Here is a 16,617-nt window from a genome sequence, read left to right on the forward strand (position 1 = left end):
GTACCGACGTCATCGCGAGCAAGCTCGGCTCCTACAGGGTGCGGGTCACTTTGCTCAAGTGCCGCGGCTGGTCCGGGTCCATGCCACGGGCGACAGCCAAACCGGCGGCCATGACGTAGAAACTCTGGATCGCCAGAATCGGGTCGAGGGCCGGGTGCTCGGCGCGGGTCAGGGTGAGGTCGCGTTCGGCAATGTCATCCGGTGCGGCCAGCAATACGCGGGCACCGCGCTGGCGCATGTCGGCGGCGAGGCTCAGCAAGCCGGCCTGCTCGGCACCGCGCGGGGCGAAGATCAGCAGTGGATAATTTTCGTCGATCAACGCCATCGGGCCGTGACGGACCTCGGCGCTGCTGAAGGCTTCCGCCTGAATCGCCGAGGTTTCCTTGAATTTCAACGCAGCTTCCTGGGCGATGGCGAAACCCGCGCCACGGCCAATCACCATCAGGCGCTGGCAATCGCGCAGGGCATCGATGGCCAGGCTCCAATCCTGTTTCGCCGCCTCGCGCAAACCTTCCGGCAGTGCGAGGCCGGCCTCCAGCAATTCCACGTCCTCTTTCCAATGGGCGATCAGACGGGCGCTGGCGCTGAGGGTGGCGATAAAACTCTTGGTCGCCGCGACGCTGCTTTCGGTGCCTGCACACAGCGGCAGGCTGAACTCACACGCGGCCTCCAGCGGCGAACTCTCGGCGTTGACCATCGAGATGCTCAGGGCGCCGCGCTTGCGCAGCAGACGCATGCTATTCACCAGGTCGGGACTTTGACCGGACTGCGAGAAGGCGAACGCCACTTGGCCGCTGACCTTCAACGGCGCTTGCAGCATGGTCACCACCGACATCGGCAACGACGCCACCGGGAAGCCCAGCTGCTGCATGGTCAGGTAGGCAAAATAACTGGCGGCATGATCGGAGCTGCCGCGAGCGACGGTCATTACCACTTGCGGCGGCTGACGGCGCAGGCGCCCGGCGATCTCGATCATCTGCGGGTCGAGGTGCTGCAATTGGGCTTGCACGGCCTCGAACGAGGACAGCGCCTCTTCAAGCATTTTTGAAGTCAATGTCTTCTCCTTCGACCATGACGGCGGTCAGTGTGAGTGAGCGATCGAGCCGCACGCAGTCGGCCCAGCTGCCGGGTTGCAGGCGCCCGCGTTCGTTGAGGCCGAGGTAGTCGGCGGGGAATTGCGAAAGACGTTGCGAGGCCTCGGCGATTGGCAAACCGATCTTCACCAGATTGCGCAGGGCTTGATCCATGGTCAGCGTGCTGCCGGCCAGCGTGCCGTCGGGCAAGCGCACACCGCCCAGGCATTTGGTCACCGTGTGGCTGCCGAGCTTGTACTCACCGTCGGGCATGCCGGCGGCGGCGGTGGAATCGGTGACGCAATACAGGCATGGGATCGAACGCAGGGCCACACGGATGGCGCCGGGGTGCACGTGCAGCAAATCCGGAATCAGTTCGGCGTATTTGGCGTGAGCGAGCGCCGCGCCGACGATGCCCGGCTCGCGGTGATGCAGCGGGCTCATGGCGTTGTAGAGGTGGGTAAAACTGCTGGCGCCGGCGTTCAGCGCGGCAACGCCTTCCTCGTAACTGCCGAGGGTGTGGCCGATTTGCATGCGCACGCCACGGGCGCTGAGGGCGCGGATCAAGGCGTCGTGGCCGGCGATTTCCGGGGCGATGGTGATCACCCGGATCGGCGCCAGTGCCAGGTATTCTTCGACTTCGGCCATCAACGCGGTGTGGGCGAAATTCGGTTGGGCACCGAGTTTTCCGGGGTTGATGTACGGGCCTTCGAGGTGCACGCCGAGGACTCGGGCGCTGCCTTTCGGGCGCTGTTCGCAGAACTCGCCGACGTCCTTGAGTACTCGCGAAATCTCTTCGTTCGGCGCGGTCATGGTGGTCGCCAGCAGCGACGTGGTGCCGAAACGCACGTGGGTTTTGGTGATGGTCTCGAAGGCTGGCGCGCCTTCCATGATGTCTTTGCCGCCGCCGCCATGAACGTGCAGGTCGATGAAACCCGGCAGCAGGTAAGGCAGGTCGTTGTCGGCCGGATCGCACGGTTGGCCTTCGATCGACACGACCTTGCCGTGTTCGTGAATCAGCCGGCCGCGAACCCAGCCGCGGGCGGTGAGGATGTTGTCTTCGGACATGATCAGTTCTCGGTTGCTTGTCTAGCGACGAAGCTCTGCGACAAAGTCGTAGTAGTCGTTGCGGCAATAGGTGTCGGTGACTTCGATTGGCGTGTTGTCTTCCAGGTAACCGACCCGGGTCATCAGCAGCATGGCGGTGCCGGGGGCGATTCCTACCAGGGCGGCGAATTCGTCCGAGGCGTTGATCGCCTGAATGTGCTGCAGGGCGCGGACGATTGGCTTGCCGATGCCGTCGAGGTATTCGTAGAGGGAGTCGCCTACGGCTAGCGGCTTGGGAATGATCGAGGCGGGCAGGGTGCTCATCTCGATCGCCATCACCGTGTCGTCGGCTTTACGCAGGCGTTTGAGCCGCGCGACCTTGTCGTTCGGCGAGAGGCCCAGGCGGATCAGTTCTTCGTGGGTCGGCGGAGTGATTTCACGCTCCAGCCATTGCGAGCCGGGGACGAAGCCTTTCAGGCGCAGCATTTCGCTGAAACCCGAGAGGCGCGACAGCGGTTGTTCCAGGCGTGGGGTGATGAAGGTGCCGGAACCCTGGTTGCGGCGGATCAGGCCTTGCTCGAACAGAACTTCCAGCGCTTTGCGTGCAGTGACCCGGGAGATGCCCAGCATTTCGCTGAGGTTGCGCTCCGATGGCATGGCCTGTTCGGCTTTCCACTGGCCGGCATGGATCGCCGCTTCCAGATTGCGCGCCAGTTGCAGGTACAACGGCGTGGGCTGGGTGTCGTCAGGGCGTAGGGCCTGGAGGTCATTCATGTAGGTTTGGTCCGATGCGGATATAGGATTGTTGTCGCCCGGTGGTGGGGTGAAACCTAATACCACTTAAATACCATGTCAATGAGACCACTTTGCTGTTGGCGCGGGAAAGCCTGCCCTGATTGATGGGCAAGAGGGTTGCTGGTTTGAAGTGGTATTAGAGGTGGGGGTTTTGAAAGCAAAGATCGCAGCCTGCGGCAGCGCCTACCGATGGGAGTGGTATCTACCCGGTAGGCGCTGCCGCAGGCTGCGATCTTTTGAATTTATTTTTCGAGGAGTGACCAACGGTAGCCAATTTGATCGTTCCCACGCTCTGCGTGGGAATGCAGCCCGGGACGCTCCGCGTCCCATCAGGAGCCGAACGCAGAGCGTCCGTTGAGGCATTCCTTTGCTGCGCGTGGGAACGATCATAGGAGGGGGATTACGGACGGATTTCGATCATCGTGCCGTCCGGCACCAAACCCCAAACCTCGCGCATGTCCATGTTGCGCATGGCAATGCAGCCGTCGGTCCAGTCCAGCGTGTGGAACAGGTCTTCGGGGTTTTCTTCAGTGTCCGGGGTGCCGTGGATCATGATCATGCTGCCGGGTTCGACGCCTTCACGCCGGGAGCGCGCAGAGTCACTGATGTTCGGGTAGGAGATGTGCATCGCCAGATTGAATTTATCGCTGACCTTGCGCCAATCCAGCCAATAGAAACCTTCAGGCGTGCGCTTGTCGCCTTCCATCAGCTTCGGCCCTTTGGGGCGTTTGCCCAAGGAAATGCGATAGGTCTTGAACGGCTTGCCGTCATTGATCAATTGCAATTGGTGGGCGGACTTGAGCACCAGAACTTTTTCGATGACTTTGCCGTCCAGTGTTTCCGCAACGGAAGCCTGGGAGACAGCGACGAACGACAAGCAAAACAGGGCAAGCAACCAGCGCATTGAAACGATATCCCTAAGAGGTGTCGCGACTATTTAATAGTTATAGGTGTTTTTGCAGGAGCTGCCGCAGGTTCGGGCCGCGTTCGGACGATCTTTTAGCGGCCTGCAGAGGTTCCGAAATCAAATCAAGTATTGGCAGGCTGAGCAAGCGGCGGGATCGACTCGGACCGCACGGGGTAGACCTCGGTCCGCCGGTCAGCGAAGAAGCATTCTAAGGTACGGCCCACCGTGCGGAAAGCCAGCTCGGACCAAGGGATGTCGGCTTCTTCGAAAAGCGCCACTTCAAGGCTCTCGGGACCGGCGCAAAAGTCCAGGTCCACCAGCTCGGCGCGGAAGAATACATGCACCTGGCTGATGTGCGGCACGTCGATCAACGTATAGATGCTCAGGTTGCGCACCCGCGCGCAGGCTTCTTCGGCCGTCTCGCGAATGGCCGCCTGCTCGATGGTTTCACCGTTTTCCATGAAACCGGCGGGCAGGGTCCAATAACCGAGCCGAGGCTCGATGGCGCGTCGGCACAGCAAAACCCTGGAGCCCCAGGTCGCGACGCAACCGGCGACGATATTGGGGTTCTGGTAGTGAATCGCCTGACAGCTGTCACAGACAAAACGCAAGCGCGAATCGCCCTCTGGAATGCGCTGGGTCACCGGGTTGCCGCACTGACTGCAAAATTTCATGCTTGGGTTCCTGAATGCTGCGCCTATCTTGGCGTGCGACGGTGTCTGTCGGCAAGTTGTCGTTTAGCGACATGCAGTGGTTATGGGCTTGGGCGGTCGGTTCGATTGGTGCATGATGCGAGTAGCGAACAAATCGAGAAGTCTCATGCTGGACGAGCTACTGCATCGAGTAAGCAACCACACCCCTCGCACACTGGAAACCGACAAACGTTTCCCTGAAGCCGCGGTACTGGTGCCCATCACTCGCAGTGACGAACCGGAACTGGTTCTGACCCTGCGCGCCAGCGGGCTCTCGACCCATGGCGGCGAAGTCGCCTTCCCCGGCGGGCGGCGCGACCCCGAAGACCCTGACCTGATTTTCACCGCCCTGCGCGAAGCCGAAGAAGAAATCGGCCTGCCGCCCGGGCTGGTCGAAGTGATCGGCCCGCTGAGCCCGTTGATCTCCCTGCACGGCATCAAGGTCACACCCTATGTCGGTGTGATTCCGGACTTTGTCGAGTACCGGGCCAACGATGCCGAGATCGCCGCAGTCTTCAGCGTACCGCTGGAGTTCTTCCGCAAGGATCCGCGCGAACACACCCATCGCATCGATTACCAGGGTCGAAGTTGGTACGTGCCGAGCTATCGTTATGGCGAGTACAAAATCTGGGGCCTGACGGCGATTATGATCGTCGAGTTGATCAACCTGCTCTATGACGCCAAAATCAGCCTGCATCAGCCACCCAAGACGTTTATCAACACCTGAAGCCATCGCCCGTATGGCGTGAACCCCGCTTTTTGCAAGTGAGCCAGCCTGGCCTTGAGGACAATAAGATGAAATATCGCCTGGGCGACGCCCGCGTCGAAACCCATCCGCAGAGCTGGGTCGCACCCAATGCCGTGCTGGTGGGTAAGGTCAAACTGGAAGAGGGCGCCAACGTCTGGTTCAACGCCGTGCTGCGTGGCGACAACGAACTGATCCTGATCGGCAAGAACAGCAACGTCCAGGACGGCACGGTGATGCACACCGACATGGGTTATCCGCTGACGATCGGCACCGGCGTGACCATCGGCCATAACGCCATGCTTCATGGCTGCACGGTGGGCGATTACAGCTTGATCGGGATTAATGCGGTGATCCTCAACGGCGCGAAAATCGGAAAGAACTGCATCATCGGCGCCAATTCGCTGATCGGTGAAGGCAAGGAGATTCCAGACGGTTCGCTGGTCATGGGCTCCCCCGGCAAAGTGGTGCGCGAGCTGACCGAACCGCAGAAAAAAATGCTGGAGGCCAGCGCCCGTCACTATGTGCATAACTCGCAACGTTATGCCCGCGATCTGGTTGAGCAGGAAGAATGAGCGCCACTGAACGGCCGGTGCTATCGCCCTGCGTGAACATTTGTGCGTTGGACGACGATGACATTTGCACCGGGTGTCAGCGCACGGTGGAAGAGATCACGCGCTGGAGCCGAATGGACAACGAGGAGCGCCGCAAGGTGTTGGGGTTGTGTCATGAGCGGGCCAAGTCCAGCGGGATACTCTGGATGATCGGCAAAACTCCCAATCTGTAGCAGCTGGCGGAGCCTGCGTTCGGCTGCGTTCGGCTGCGTAGCAGTCGTAAATCCTGAGTCCGCGGTGTGCCTGAATAATTGCATTGCCTGATTTTGCGACTGCTTCGCAGCCGAACGCAGCCTTCGGCAGCTGCTACAGGATTCGCGTTTGGGTTTGGTGCTTGTGTATGGCTGAAGTACCCTGTGCGCCAAATTGACAGGTATCCCGCCGCCCCATGTTCTTCCTGATCGCTTACATCAGCAGCGTCGTGCTGATCAACTTCGCCTTTTCCACCGCTCCGCACCTGGACATCCTCTGGTCAGCCTGGGGTGGTTTGGTGTTCGTTTTGCGCGACATGGTGCAAACCCGTTTCGGCCATGGCGCGATCGCGGCGATGCTGGCAGCGCTGGTGTTGTCCTACGTGACGTCCGATCCGTCCATCGCGCTGGCCAGCGCCACGGCGTTCGCGGTGTCCGAATGCATCGATTGGCTGGTGTTCAGCATCACCAAGCGTCCCTTGCACGACCGCCTGTGGATAAGTTCGGCCCTGAGCATTCCTCTCGATACCTTCATTTTCTTCGGCATGATCGATGCGTTCACCCCGGGCGTGATTCTCACCGCCATGGGCTCGAAGTTCGCGGGCGTGACCGCCGTGTGGCTGATCATGGCCTGGCGCTTGCGTAAGCAGGCCGTTGTCAGCTGAAGCCAAACCCGCAGGTTCATGTAAAATGCCGCGCTTTCTCCCCATGGGAAGCGCGCCAGGCGCTGCGACCCTCGATGATCCGCTTCTTGAGGACCTGAGATGACCCGTATCGGAACTCCATTGTCGCCAACCGCGACCCGCGTATTGCTGTGTGGCTGTGGCGAGTTGGGCAAGGAAGTGGTGATCGAGCTGCAACGCCTGGGCGTTGAAGTGATTGCCGTGGATCGCTACGCCAATGCCCCGGCCATGCAGGTTGCCCATCGCAGCCATGTGATCAACATGCTCGATGGCGCCGCCCTGCGTGCGGTGATCGAAGTCGAAAAGCCGCATTTCATCGTGCCGGAAATCGAAGCCATTGCCACCGCGACCCTCGTGGAACTGGAAGCCGAAGGCTTCACCGTGATCCCGACCGCTCGCGCCGCGCAGTTAACCATGAACCGCGAAGGCATCCGTCGCCTGGCCGCTGAAGAGCTGGACCTGCCGACCTCGCCGTACCACTTCGCCGACACCTTCGAGGATTACAGCAAGGCTGTCGAAGACCTCGGCTTCCCATGTGTGGTTAAACCGGTGATGAGCTCGTCGGGTAAAGGCCAGAGCCTGCTGCGTAGCGTCGATGACGTGCAGAAAGCCTGGGATTACGCTCAAGAGGGCGGCCGTGCCGGTAAAGGCCGCGTGATCATCGAAGGCTTTATCGACTTCGACTACGAAATCACCCTGTTGACCGTGCGTCACGTCGGCGGCACTACGTTCTGCGCGCCAGTCGGTCACCGTCAGGAGAAGGGCGACTATCAGGAATCCTGGCAGCCACAAGCCATGAGCCCGATTGCCCTGGCCGAATCCGAGCGCGTTGCCAAAGCCGTCACTGAAGCCTTGGGTGGCCGTGGTCTGTTTGGTGTTGAGCTGTTCATCAAAGGCGATCAAGTCTGGTTCAGCGAAGTCTCGCCGCGTCCACATGACACCGGTCTGGTGACGTTGATTTCCCAGGACCTGTCGCAGTTCGCGCTGCACGCACGGGCCATTCTGGGCCTGCCGATTCCGTTGATCCGTCAGTTCGGCCCATCGGCTTCGGCGGTGATTCTGGTGGAAGGGCAGTCGACTCAAACAGCTTTCGCCAATCTCGGTGCTGCGTTGAGCGAGCCGGATACGGCGCTGCGTCTGTTCGGCAAGCCTGAGGTGAATGGTCAGCGTCGGATGGGTGTGGCGTTGGCGCGTGATGAATCCATCGAAGCCGCTCGTGCCAAGGCGACCCGCGCGTCCCAGGCCGTTGTTATAGAGCTGTAACCGCGTCGCTGCATTCGCGGGCAAGCCTTGCTCCTACAGGTTTCGCGTCGTTCACACCATCGTGAATCGACGCAAACCTGTAGGAGCAAAGCTTGCTCGCGATTGCGGTCTATCAGACCACCCGATTCAGATCGTTATCGCGCGTTTCCTTCAGGCACAGCACCGCAATCAAACTCAGCACCGCCGCCCCCGACACATACCCGCCGACATAACTCAAACCGCCCATCGCCACCAGCTTCTGTGCGAAGAACGGCGCCGCCGAGGCTCCGACAATGCCGCCCAGGTTGTAGGCCGCCGACGCACCGGTATAACGCACGTGAGTCGGAAACAGCTCCGGCAGCAGCGCGCCCATCGGCGCAAACGTCACGCCCATCAGAAACAGCTCGATGCACAAGAACAGCGCCACGCCCCAGGTCGAACCTTGGGTCAGCAGTGGCTCCATCAGGAAGCCGGACAGAATCGCCAGCACACCGCCGATGATCAGCACCGGTTTACGCCCGTAACGATCACTGGCCCAGGCCGACAGCGGCGTAGCGGCGGCCATGAACAGCACGGCAAAGCACAGCAACGCGAGGAAAGTCTCGCGGGTGTAGCCGAGCGTCGACACGCCATAACTCAGCGAAAACACCGTCGAGATATAGAACAGCGCGTAGCACACCACCATCGCCCCGGCACCCAGCAACATCGGCGCCCAGTATTGGCTGAACAGCTCGACCAGCGGGATCTTTACCCGCTCCTGGCGAGCCATTGCGTTGGCAAACACCGGGGTTTCGTGAAGCTTGAGGCGAACATACAGACCGACCATCACCAGCGCAGCACTGAGCAGGAACGGAATCCGCCAGCCCCATGAGCGGAACTGTTCGTCGTTCAGGGTCATTGCCAGCGTCAGAAACAGGCCGTTGGCCGCGAGGAAACCGATCGACGGGCCGAGCTGCGGGAACATGCCGAACCAGGCGCGTTTGCCCTTCGGCGCATTCTCCGTCGCCAGCAACGCCGCGCCGCCCCATTCGCCGCCGAGTCCCAGGCCTTGGCCGAAGCGCAGCACGCAGAGCAGGATCGGCGCCCAGGCCCCGATGCTGTCGTATCCCGGGAGCACGCCGATTAGCGTGGTGCACACGCCCATTAGCAGCAGCGAGGCAACCAGCGTCGATTTTCGCCCGACGCGGTCTCCGAAGTGACCGAAAAGCGCCGAGCCCAACGGTCGAGCCAGGAAGGCGATGCCGAAAGTGAGGAACGCCGATAGCATTTGGGCCGTGCCGGAGGTTTGCGGAAAGAACACCGGACCGATCACCAGTGCAGCGGCAGTGGCATAGACGTAGAAGTCGTAGAACTCGATGGCGGTGCCGATGAAACTCGCGGTCGCCACGCGGGTGGCGGAGTTCGTCGGTTGCGCAGGCGCGGTGTCGTTATAAGTCGTGCTGGTCGTCATGCGGTTATCCCTGACAGTCATGTGGCCCAGTGGAGCGAATTATTATGGTCGAACACCCAGGGATGTGGGAGTGAGGCGCGGCCGATGTTCAAGGTAGGAACAGTCGTCGGTGTGGTGCGGATATTGTCGATGATCTGGCCGGAACCTGCTGCGTGCGGGGTAAACACTTGGTCCGGCGGGGCTTGGGTAAGCGGCTTGATTATAGGAAGGCAGCTATCGATCGAACAAGGGGGAAAAAAGGATCTAGCGGACGGGTAAGACTGCCGGCGTCGAACTGGTATGCCAGATCAACACCCGGGTAACGCGATTCTCCTCGGTCTCCAGAATCTCCAGCCGATAACGCCCGATCTTCAGGCATACCGCACTGTCCGGAATCGTTTCCAGCGCCTCGGTCACCAACCCATTGAGGGTTTTCGGACCGTCGCTTGGCAAGTGCCAGCCCAGGCTCTTGTTCAATTCGCGAATCGACGCCGCCCCTTCGATCACCAGGCGGCCATCGGCCTGTGGGTGGATGTGCGGGTTATCCAGGCTGTGCTGGCTTTCGAACTCGCCGACGATTTCTTCGAGAATGTCTTCCAGGGTCACGATACCGAGTACTTCGCCGTACTCGTCGACCACCATGCCCAGGCGTCGCTGTTGTTTATGGAAATTCAACAGCTGCAGTTGCAGCGGGGTGCTTTCCGGCACGAAGTAGGGGTCGTGACAGGCTGCCAGCAGTGCCTCTCGGGTCAGGCTGGCGTCGGACAGCAGATGGCGGATCTGCCGGGTATTGAGCACTGCTTCGACCTGATTGATGTCACTGTGGAAAACCGGCAAGCGCGTGCGTTTATTGGTGCGAAGTTGCTCGATGATTTCCTCGAGGGAGTCGTCCAGATTGACCCCGTCGACGTCACTGCGTGGCACCAGAATGTCGTTGACCGTGATGTTGTCCAGCGCATGGATGCCTGACAGCGGGTGTGGGCGGCAGACGGCGTGTTCGTGATCGTCGTGCCGATCGTTCGGGGCCTCGTCTTCGCTCTGCTGCACCACGTTGACTTTGCGGGCGAACGGTCGCATCAGCAGCTGGCTTATGCCATTGAGCAACCAGGCGGCGGGATAGATGATTTTCAGCGGCGCGCCAAGCAAGGTGTTGCCCAGGGCCAGGACGGCGTCCGGATAACGGACGGCGAGGGTGCGCGGCAGGTAGTCGGCGAACACCAGAAGCACGGCGCCAGCCCCCAGGCAGGCCACCCATGGACCGTTTTCCGCCCAGGTGAAAACCGCCAGCAAGGTGCTGATGACCACGACCAGTGCGCGGCACAGGGTGTTGCAGAGGATCAGGCTATTGAGCGAAAAGCTCAGTTTTGCCACCGGCTTGTCGCTCGAGCGCGAAGCGGTCCGCTGGGCGAGCAAGTGCTGTTGCGCAGCTTCGATGGCGGTAAACAGCCCCGACCATAAAATCAGCAGGGCCACTACCGCGAGCATCGGCCCTATGGGCAAGTCGTCCATTAATGCCGCCCGTCAGATATGCAGGATGTATTCACGAACCAGCTTACTGCCGAAATAGGCCAGCATCAGCAGGCAGAAACCGGCGAGGGTCCAGCGAATGGCCTTGTGTCCGCGCCAGCCGAGGCGGTTACGGCCCCAGAGCAGCACGCTGAAGACGATCCAGGCGATGCAGGCCAGCAAGGTTTTGTGCACCAGGTGCTGGGCGAACAGGTTGTCGACGAACAGCCAGCCGGAGATCAGCGACAGCGACAGCAGGGTCCAGCCGGCCCAGAGGAAACCGAACAGCAGGCTTTCCATGGTTTGCAGCGGTGGGAAGTTCTTGATCAGGCCCGACGGGTGCTTGTGCTTGAGCTGATGGTCTTGAACCAGCAGCAGCAACGCCTGGAATACCGCGATGGTGAACATGCCGTAGGCGAGGATCGACAGCAGGATGTGGGCGAGGATGCCCGGTTCTTCGTCGATGATCTGCACGGTGCCGGCGGGGGCGAACTGTGCGAGCAGCACGGTGGCGGCGCCGAGCGGGAACAGCAATACAAGCAGGTTTTCCACCGGGATCCGCGAGCAGGCCAGCAGGGTCAGGGCAATCACCGCCGCGGCAATCAGGCTGGCGGCGCTGAAAAAATCCAGGCCCAGGCCAATCGGTGTCAGCAGGTGGGTGAACAGACTGGCGCTATGAGCCAGCACGGCGAACACGCCGAGCGTGACCAGCAGGCGTTTGTTCGCCTTGGCACCGGTGGCCAGACGAGTGCCCTGATAGAGGGTCGCAGCGGCATATAAGCAGGCGGCGGCGAGGGTAGCTAGCAAACTGGGTGACAAGGGGAGCATAAATCCTGTTAGGCAAGCCCGAAAGGCGCTGAGTTTGGCATAGAACCCCCGCAGCACGAAAGACCATGCAAGCTGACGACGAGGTGTCCGCCAGACGCAGTCTTCGCTATAATCCGCGACCTGCCCACGCCGCAGGCTCGCCGAGCACATGTTTATTCCGGTCTGGGCCGCCATTATCCCGGTCTACACAGGGCCTGAAAGGATCGCGCAATGTTTGAAAACTTAACCGACCGTCTCTCGCAGACGCTGCGCCATGTCACCGGCAAGGCCAAGCTGACCGAAGACAACATCAAAGACACCCTGCGCGAAGTGCGCATGGCGTTGCTCGAAGCTGACGTCGCCTTGCCGGTCGTCAAGGACTTCGTCAATTCGGTCAAGGAACGCGCCGTCGGCACCGAGGTGTCGCGCAGCCTGACGCCGGGCCAGGCCTTCGTGAAGATCGTCCAGGCCGAACTCGAAAGCCTGATGGGCGCAGCCAACGAAGACTTGAACCTGAGCGCCGTTCCTCCTGCCGTCGTGCTGATGGCCGGTTTGCAGGGCGCGGGTAAAACCACCACCGCCGGCAAACTCGCGCGCTTCCTTAAAGAGCGCAAGAAGAAGTCGGTCATGGTCGTATCTGCGGACGTTTACCGTCCGGCAGCGATCAAGCAGCTGGAAATGCTCGCGGGTGAAGTCGGCGTTACCTTCTTCCCGTCCGACCTGAGCCAGAAGCCGGTCGACATCGCGCAAGCGGCTATTAAAGAAGCAAAACTGAAATTCATCGACGTGGTCATCGTCGATACCGCCGGTCGCCTGCACATCGATGAAGAGATGATGGGCGAGATCAAGGCGTTGCATGCCGCGATCAACCCGGTCGAAACCCTGTTCGTGGTCGACGCCATGACCGGTCAGGACGCCGCCAACACGGCCAAGGCCTTTGGCGACGCGCTGCCGCTGACCGGTGTGATCCTGACCAAGGTCGACGGCGATGCCCGTGGCGGTGCCGCGCTATCGGTTCGTGCCATCACCGGCAAGCCGATCAAGTTCATCGGTATGGGCGAGAAGAGCGACGCGCTCGAACCGTTCCACCCGGAGCGTATTGCTTCGCGCATCCTTGGTATGGGCGACGTACTCAGTTTGATCGAGCAGGCCGAACAGACCCTCGACAAGGACAAGGCCGACAAACTGGCCAAGAAGCTGAAGAAGGGCAAGGGCTTCGACCTCGAAGACTTCCGCGATCAGCTGCAACAGATGAAAAACATGGGCGGCCTCGGCGGCCTCATGGACAAACTGCCAAACATGCCCGGTATGAACCTGGCGCAGATGGGCAACGCCCAGGGCGCGGCAGAGAAACAATTCAAGCAGATGGAAGCCATCATCAATTCCATGACCCCGGCCGAGCGCCGCGACCCTGAGATGATCAGCGGTTCGCGCAAACGCCGGATCGCCATGGGTTCCGGCACTCAGGTGCAGGACATCGGTCGCTTGATCAAGCAGCACAAGCAGATGCAGAAGATGATGAAGAAGTTCTCCGCGAAAGGCGGAATGGCCAAAATGATGCGCGGCATGGGCGGTATGTTGCCCGGCGGCGGCATGCCGAGAATGTAAAGAATTCACGCAAGGGCTTGCCCTTGCACCTCCCACATGGAAGTGGGATCTCCAGCAAACCCGCGCTTGGCGGGAGCTGACTGGCCGTTTTCAACGACGGCTCTATAGCAAATCTTGATGGCGACTGAAAGGCCGCCGGAAAAAGTCATTTGCAAAAGTCCGGATATTCCTTAGAATATGCGGCCTTTCGGGCACCTATGCCCGCTGTGCCTTTAGATTTGCAGCACCGACTACAGGAACGATGTTCACATGCTAACAATCCGTCTTGCCCTTGGCGGCTCCAAAAAGCGCCCGTTTTACCACTTGACCGTAACCGACAGCCGCAACCCGCGCGACGGTTCGCACAAGGAACAGGTTGGTTTCTTCAACCCTGTTGCTCGTGGTCAAGAAGTCCGTCTGTCCGTGAACCAAGAGCGCGTAGCCTACTGGCTGAGCGTTGGTGCACAACCTTCTGAGCGTGTTGCTCAGTTGTTGAAGGACGCGGCTAAGGCTGCGGCCTGAGCAATATGAACGCGACGCCAGCTGTTGCTGATGATTTGATCGTTATCGGCAAAATTTATTCGGTTCATGGCGTTCGCGGCGAAGTGAAGGTGTATTCCTTTACTGATCCGACTGAAAACCTGTTGCAGTACAAAACCTGGACGCTCAAGCGCGAAGGTAGTGTGAAACAGGTTGAGCTGGTCAGCGGACGTGGGAACGACAAGTTCCTGGTCGCAAAGCTCAAGGGTCTTGATGATCGTGAAGAAGCGCGTCTTCTGGCCGGTTATGAGATCTGCGTGCCGCGCAACCTGTTCCCTGAATTGACCGACGGCGAGTACTACTGGTACCAGCTGGAAGGTCTGAAGGTCATTGATCAACTCGGGCAATTGCTCGGGAAAATCGATCATCTTCTGGAAACCGGCGCTAATGATGTAATGGTGGTCAAGCCTTGCGCTGGCAGCCTGGATGATCGCGAACGCCTGTTGCCCTATACGGAGCAATGCGTGTTGGCCGTCGACCTTGCCGCAGGCGAGATGAAGGTGGAATGGGATGCGGACTTCTAAGCGTGGCTAACTTGCGCGTAGAAGTGATCAGTTTGTTTCCCGAGATGTTCTCCGCCATCAGCGAGTACGGCATCACCAGTCGTGCGGTGAAACAGGGGCTCTTGCAGCTCACCTGTTGGAATCCGCGAGACTACACGACGGATCGACATCACACTGTGGACGATCGCCCATTTGGCGGTGGTCCGGGCATGGTGATGAAGATCAAGCCCCTGGAAGATGCGTTGGTTCAGGCCAAGGCAGCAGCCGGGGAGGCGGCGAAGGTAATTTACCTGTCCCCCCAAGGCCGTCAACTGACTCAGTCGGCGGTACGCGAGTTGGCGAATCTGGATGCATTGATCCTGATTGCCGGCCGCTATGAAGGCATTGACGAGCGTTTTATAGAGGCTCATGTCGATGAAGAGTGGTCGATTGGCGACTATGTACTGTCTGGCGGCGAGCTGCCGGCGATGGTCCTGATCGATGCGGTTACACGACTGCTGCCTGGAGCTTTAGGGCATGCGGACTCCGCCGAGGAAGATTCCTTTACGGATGGTTTGCTGGATTGCCCGCATTACACCCGACCGGAGGTGTATGCGGATCAGCGTGTTCCCGACGTGTTGCTAAGTGGCAATCACGCGCATATCCGGCGTTGGCGTTTACAGCAGTCCCTTGGTAGGACCTTTGAACGACGCGCCGATCTTCTGGAAAGCCGCTCGCTTTCTGGAGAAGAGAAGAAGCTGCTCGAGGAATACATCCGCGAGCGGGACGATAGTTAACAACGTATCGATGGTAGATCCGACGATTTACCTTAGGAGCACAGCATGACTAACAAAATCATCCTTGCACTCGAAGCAGAGCAGATGACCAAAGAGATCCCTACCTTTGCCCCGGGCGACACTATTGTCGTTCAGGTGAAAGTGAAGGAAGGCGACCGTTCGCGTCTGCAAGCGTTCGAAGGTGTTGTTATCGCCAAGCGTAACCGCGGCGTAAACAGTGCTTTCACCGTTCGTAAAATCTCCAACGGTGTTGGCGTAGAGCGTACTTTCCAGACCTACAGCCCGCAAATCGACAGCATGGCCGTTAAACGTCGCGGTGACGTACGTAAAGCCAAGCTGTACTACCTGCGTGACCTGTCCGGTAAAGCAGCTCGCATCAAGGAAAAACTGGCTTAAGTCCAGCTTCCGATGCAGAAAAAAGCAGCCTACGGGCTGCTTTTTTGTTGCCTGCGATTTATCTTCCCTGACCGTACTGTCGGTCTTGCCTGAGCCTTTATGCCTGCCATCGATCATCCTTTGATAGACCAGTTTCTCGACGCTCTGTGGCTGGAGAAAGGTCTTTCCGATAATACCCGCGATGCCTATCGCAGCGACCTGGCCCTGTTCAACGGCTGGCTGCAGGAAAAAGGGCTGGAGTTGATCAATGCCGGCCGCGAATTGATCCTCGATCACTTGGCCTGGCGTCTGGAGCAAAACTACAAACCCCGCTCGACGGCGCGATTTCTCTCCGGCGTGCGTGGCTTTTATCGCTATTTGCTGCGGGAAAAGCTGATTGCCGTCGATCCGACCTTGCGTGTCGACATGCCGCAGCTGGGTAGGCCATTGCCTAAGTCCTTGTCGGAAGCGGATGTGGAGGCCTTGTTAAAAGCACCTGACCTGAGCGAAGCCATCGGCCAGCGTGACCGCGCCATGCTCGAAGTGCTTTATGCCTGCGGCTTGCGTGTGACGGAGCTGATCAGTCTGACACTGGAGCAGGTCAATCTGCGCCAAGGCGTGCTGCGAGTGATGGGCAAGGGCAGCAAGGAGCGGCTGGTGCCGATGGGCGAGGAGGCGATTGTCTGGGTCGAGCGTTACCTGCGCGATGGCCGCCAGGAGCTGCTTGGCGGGCGTCCCAGCGATGTCATGTTCCCCAGCCAGCGCGGCGAGCAGATGACTCGGCAGACCTTCTGGCATCGCATCAAGCACCAGGCCAAGGTTGCCGGGATCGGCAAGTCGCTGTCGCCGCACACCTTGCGCCATGCCTTCGCCACGCACTTGCTCAACCATGGCGCGGACTTGCGGGTGGTGCAAATGCTGCTCGGCCACAGTGATCTGTCGACCACGCAGATCTACACCCACGTCGCCCGCGCCCGCTTGCAGGACCTGCACGCCAAGCATCACCCGCGCGGCTGAACACAGCCCCTGTAGCAGCTGGCGAAGCCTGCGTTCGGCTGCGTAGCAGTCGTAAATCCTGAGCTCGCGGTTTAACTGAAACACTGCA

The 16,617-nt window shown here is 60.0% G+C and carries 19 protein-coding genes; 11 read left to right on the forward strand and 8 right to left on the reverse strand.

All coding sequences use genetic code 11. The features are described from left to right. Nucleotides 1-31: 31 nt before the first annotated feature. The 5 genes from CKW16_RS27405 to CKW16_RS27425 all read right to left on the reverse strand — a co-directional run bounded on the left by CKW16_RS27405 (nucleotide 32) and on the right by CKW16_RS27425 (nucleotide 4,496). Nucleotides 32-1,054, reverse strand: coding sequence for an SIS domain-containing protein (locus tag CKW16_RS27405; protein ID WP_095132303.1), 1,023 nt, complete (start codon nucleotides 1,052-1,054; stop codon nucleotides 32-34). Next, nucleotides 1,035-2,141, reverse strand: a complete 1,107-nt coding sequence (nagA, locus tag CKW16_RS27410; protein ID WP_095132305.1) for an N-acetylglucosamine-6-phosphate deacetylase — start codon at nucleotides 2,139-2,141, stop codon at nucleotides 1,035-1,037. The genes CKW16_RS27405 and nagA overlap by 20 nt, the downstream gene beginning before the upstream one ends. 21 nt (nucleotides 2,142-2,162) lie before the next feature. After that, nucleotides 2,163-2,894 (reverse strand): GntR family transcriptional regulator, encoded by a 732-nt coding sequence (locus CKW16_RS27415; protein ID WP_046048202.1) that lies wholly within the window; start codon nucleotides 2,892-2,894, stop codon nucleotides 2,163-2,165. Nucleotides 2,895-3,315: 421 nt separating this feature from the next. After that, nucleotides 3,316-3,819: a murein L,D-transpeptidase family protein gene (locus CKW16_RS27420; protein WP_046048201.1), complete on the reverse strand. Its 504-nt coding sequence runs from the start codon at nucleotides 3,817-3,819 to the stop codon at nucleotides 3,316-3,318. 125 nt (nucleotides 3,820-3,944) lie between these two features. Beyond that, a complete protein-coding gene (locus CKW16_RS27425; RefSeq protein ID WP_095132307.1) occupies nucleotides 3,945-4,496 on the reverse strand; it encodes an NUDIX hydrolase in 552 nt (183 codons plus the stop codon). A gap of 145 nt (nucleotides 4,497-4,641) precedes the next feature. Between CKW16_RS27425 and CKW16_RS27430 the strand changes: the two genes are divergently transcribed. From CKW16_RS27430 to purT, 5 genes are all read left to right on the forward strand, one after another. Continuing rightward, nucleotides 4,642-5,241 carry a CoA pyrophosphatase gene (locus CKW16_RS27430; RefSeq protein WP_056743377.1) on the forward strand — a complete coding sequence of 200 codons (600 nt, stop codon included), beginning with the start codon at nucleotides 4,642-4,644 and terminating at the stop codon, nucleotides 5,239-5,241. Nucleotides 5,242-5,309: 68 nt separating this feature from the next. Beyond that, on the forward strand, nucleotides 5,310-5,834 hold the full coding sequence (locus tag CKW16_RS27435) for a gamma carbonic anhydrase family protein (RefSeq protein WP_095132309.1): 525 nt from the start codon (nucleotides 5,310-5,312) through the stop codon (nucleotides 5,832-5,834). Continuing rightward, nucleotides 5,831-6,046 carry a DUF1289 domain-containing protein gene (locus CKW16_RS27440; RefSeq protein ID WP_095132311.1) on the forward strand — a complete coding sequence of 72 codons (216 nt, stop codon included), beginning with the start codon at nucleotides 5,831-5,833 and terminating at the stop codon, nucleotides 6,044-6,046. Before CKW16_RS27435 ends, CKW16_RS27440 begins: the two co-directional genes overlap by 4 nt. Nucleotides 6,047-6,261: 215 nt before the next feature. Continuing rightward, on the forward strand, nucleotides 6,262-6,729 hold the full coding sequence (locus tag CKW16_RS27445; protein ID WP_095132313.1) for a VUT family protein: 468 nt from the start codon (nucleotides 6,262-6,264) through the stop codon (nucleotides 6,727-6,729). A gap of 99 nt (nucleotides 6,730-6,828) precedes the next feature. After that, a complete protein-coding gene (gene purT, locus CKW16_RS27450; RefSeq protein ID WP_095132315.1) occupies nucleotides 6,829-8,010 on the forward strand; it encodes a formate-dependent phosphoribosylglycinamide formyltransferase in 1,182 nt (393 codons plus the stop codon). 112 nt (nucleotides 8,011-8,122) lie between these two features. On the opposite strand, the gene CKW16_RS27455 is transcribed toward purT, so the two are convergent. The 3 genes from CKW16_RS27455 to CKW16_RS27465 all read right to left on the reverse strand — a co-directional run bounded on the left by CKW16_RS27455 (nucleotide 8,123) and on the right by CKW16_RS27465 (nucleotide 11,752). Continuing rightward, complete coding sequence (locus CKW16_RS27455) at nucleotides 8,123-9,439, reverse strand: MFS transporter (RefSeq protein ID WP_095132317.1); 1,317 nt, start codon at nucleotides 9,437-9,439, stop codon at nucleotides 8,123-8,125. Between the two features lie 243 nt (nucleotides 9,440-9,682). Continuing rightward, nucleotides 9,683-10,927 carry a transporter associated domain-containing protein gene (locus tag CKW16_RS27460; protein WP_095132319.1) on the reverse strand — a complete coding sequence of 415 codons (1,245 nt, stop codon included), beginning with the start codon at nucleotides 10,925-10,927 and terminating at the stop codon, nucleotides 9,683-9,685. Between the two features lie 12 nt (nucleotides 10,928-10,939). Then, nucleotides 10,940-11,752, reverse strand: coding sequence for an inner membrane protein YpjD (locus CKW16_RS27465; RefSeq protein WP_095132321.1), 813 nt, complete (start codon nucleotides 11,750-11,752; stop codon nucleotides 10,940-10,942). A gap of 210 nt (nucleotides 11,753-11,962) precedes the next feature. On the opposite strand from CKW16_RS27465, the gene ffh reads away from it, so the two are divergent. From ffh to xerD, 6 genes are all read left to right on the forward strand, one after another. Then, entirely contained in the window at nucleotides 11,963-13,339 is a 1,377-nt protein-coding gene (gene ffh, locus CKW16_RS27470; RefSeq protein WP_033056394.1) for a signal recognition particle protein, read from the forward strand. A gap of 249 nt (nucleotides 13,340-13,588) precedes the next feature. Continuing rightward, complete coding sequence (rpsP, locus tag CKW16_RS27475) at nucleotides 13,589-13,840, forward strand: 30S ribosomal protein S16 (RefSeq protein ID WP_007944872.1); 252 nt, start codon at nucleotides 13,589-13,591, stop codon at nucleotides 13,838-13,840. Nucleotides 13,841-13,845: 5 nt separating this feature from the next. Further along, nucleotides 13,846-14,382 (forward strand): ribosome maturation factor RimM, encoded by a 537-nt coding sequence (gene rimM / locus CKW16_RS27480; RefSeq protein WP_010565276.1) that lies wholly within the window; start codon nucleotides 13,846-13,848, stop codon nucleotides 14,380-14,382. Beyond that, complete coding sequence (gene trmD / locus CKW16_RS27485) at nucleotides 14,364-15,137, forward strand: tRNA (guanosine(37)-N1)-methyltransferase TrmD (RefSeq protein WP_154503229.1); 774 nt, start codon at nucleotides 14,364-14,366, stop codon at nucleotides 15,135-15,137. The genes rimM and trmD overlap by 19 nt, the downstream gene beginning before the upstream one ends. A gap of 45 nt (nucleotides 15,138-15,182) precedes the next feature. After that, complete coding sequence (rplS, locus tag CKW16_RS27490; RefSeq protein ID WP_003175895.1) at nucleotides 15,183-15,533, forward strand: 50S ribosomal protein L19; 351 nt, start codon at nucleotides 15,183-15,185, stop codon at nucleotides 15,531-15,533. A 99-nt stretch (nucleotides 15,534-15,632) separates the two neighbouring features. Further along, nucleotides 15,633-16,529 (forward strand): site-specific tyrosine recombinase XerD, encoded by an 897-nt coding sequence (gene xerD / locus CKW16_RS27495; RefSeq protein ID WP_008151625.1) that lies wholly within the window; start codon nucleotides 15,633-15,635, stop codon nucleotides 16,527-16,529. Nucleotides 16,530-16,617 lie beyond the last annotated feature (88 nt).

Origin of the sequence: Pseudomonas sp. Irchel s3h14, from assembly GCF_900187425.1 — a bacterium.
In the GTDB taxonomy this organism is placed as follows: Bacteria; Pseudomonadota; Gammaproteobacteria; order Pseudomonadales; family Pseudomonadaceae; genus Aquipseudomonas.

What these genes read in the sequence shown, in the direction of transcription:
- purT (WP_095132315.1), top strand. Translation starts at nt 6,829, where the DNA reads ATGACCCGTATCGGAACTCCATTGTCGCCAACCGCGACCCGCGTATTG.
- rpsP (WP_007944872.1), top strand. Translation starts at nt 13,589, where the DNA reads ATGCTAACAATCCGTCTTGCCCTTGGCGGCTCCAAAAAGCGCCCGTTT.
- CKW16_RS27455 (WP_095132317.1), bottom strand. Translation starts at nt 9,439, where the DNA reads ATGACGACCAGCACGACTTATAACGACACCGCGCCTGCGCAACCGACG.
- trmD (WP_154503229.1), top strand. Translation starts at nt 14,364, where the DNA reads ATGGGATGCGGACTTCTAAGCGTGGCTAACTTGCGCGTAGAAGTGATC.
- rimM (WP_010565276.1), top strand. Translation starts at nt 13,846, where the DNA reads ATGAACGCGACGCCAGCTGTTGCTGATGATTTGATCGTTATCGGCAAA.
- CKW16_RS27460 (WP_095132319.1), bottom strand. Translation starts at nt 10,927, where the DNA reads ATGGACGACTTGCCCATAGGGCCGATGCTCGCGGTAGTGGCCCTGCTG.
- ffh (WP_033056394.1), top strand. Translation starts at nt 11,963, where the DNA reads ATGTTTGAAAACTTAACCGACCGTCTCTCGCAGACGCTGCGCCATGTC.
- CKW16_RS27415 (WP_046048202.1), bottom strand. Translation starts at nt 2,894, where the DNA reads ATGAATGACCTCCAGGCCCTACGCCCTGACGACACCCAGCCCACGCCG.
- CKW16_RS27465 (WP_095132321.1), bottom strand. Translation starts at nt 11,752, where the DNA reads ATGCTCCCCTTGTCACCCAGTTTGCTAGCTACCCTCGCCGCCGCCTGC.
- CKW16_RS27430 (WP_056743377.1), top strand. Translation starts at nt 4,642, where the DNA reads ATGCTGGACGAGCTACTGCATCGAGTAAGCAACCACACCCCTCGCACA.
- CKW16_RS27440 (WP_095132311.1), top strand. Translation starts at nt 5,831, where the DNA reads ATGAGCGCCACTGAACGGCCGGTGCTATCGCCCTGCGTGAACATTTGT.
- xerD (WP_008151625.1), top strand. Translation starts at nt 15,633, where the DNA reads ATGCCTGCCATCGATCATCCTTTGATAGACCAGTTTCTCGACGCTCTG.
- CKW16_RS27435 (WP_095132309.1), top strand. Translation starts at nt 5,310, where the DNA reads ATGAAATATCGCCTGGGCGACGCCCGCGTCGAAACCCATCCGCAGAGC.
- CKW16_RS27425 (WP_095132307.1), bottom strand. Translation starts at nt 4,496, where the DNA reads ATGAAATTTTGCAGTCAGTGCGGCAACCCGGTGACCCAGCGCATTCCA.
- rplS (WP_003175895.1), top strand. Translation starts at nt 15,183, where the DNA reads ATGACTAACAAAATCATCCTTGCACTCGAAGCAGAGCAGATGACCAAA.
- nagA (WP_095132305.1), bottom strand. Translation starts at nt 2,141, where the DNA reads ATGTCCGAAGACAACATCCTCACCGCCCGCGGCTGGGTTCGCGGCCGG.
- CKW16_RS27420 (WP_046048201.1), bottom strand. Translation starts at nt 3,819, where the DNA reads ATGCGCTGGTTGCTTGCCCTGTTTTGCTTGTCGTTCGTCGCTGTCTCC.
- CKW16_RS27445 (WP_095132313.1), top strand. Translation starts at nt 6,262, where the DNA reads ATGTTCTTCCTGATCGCTTACATCAGCAGCGTCGTGCTGATCAACTTC.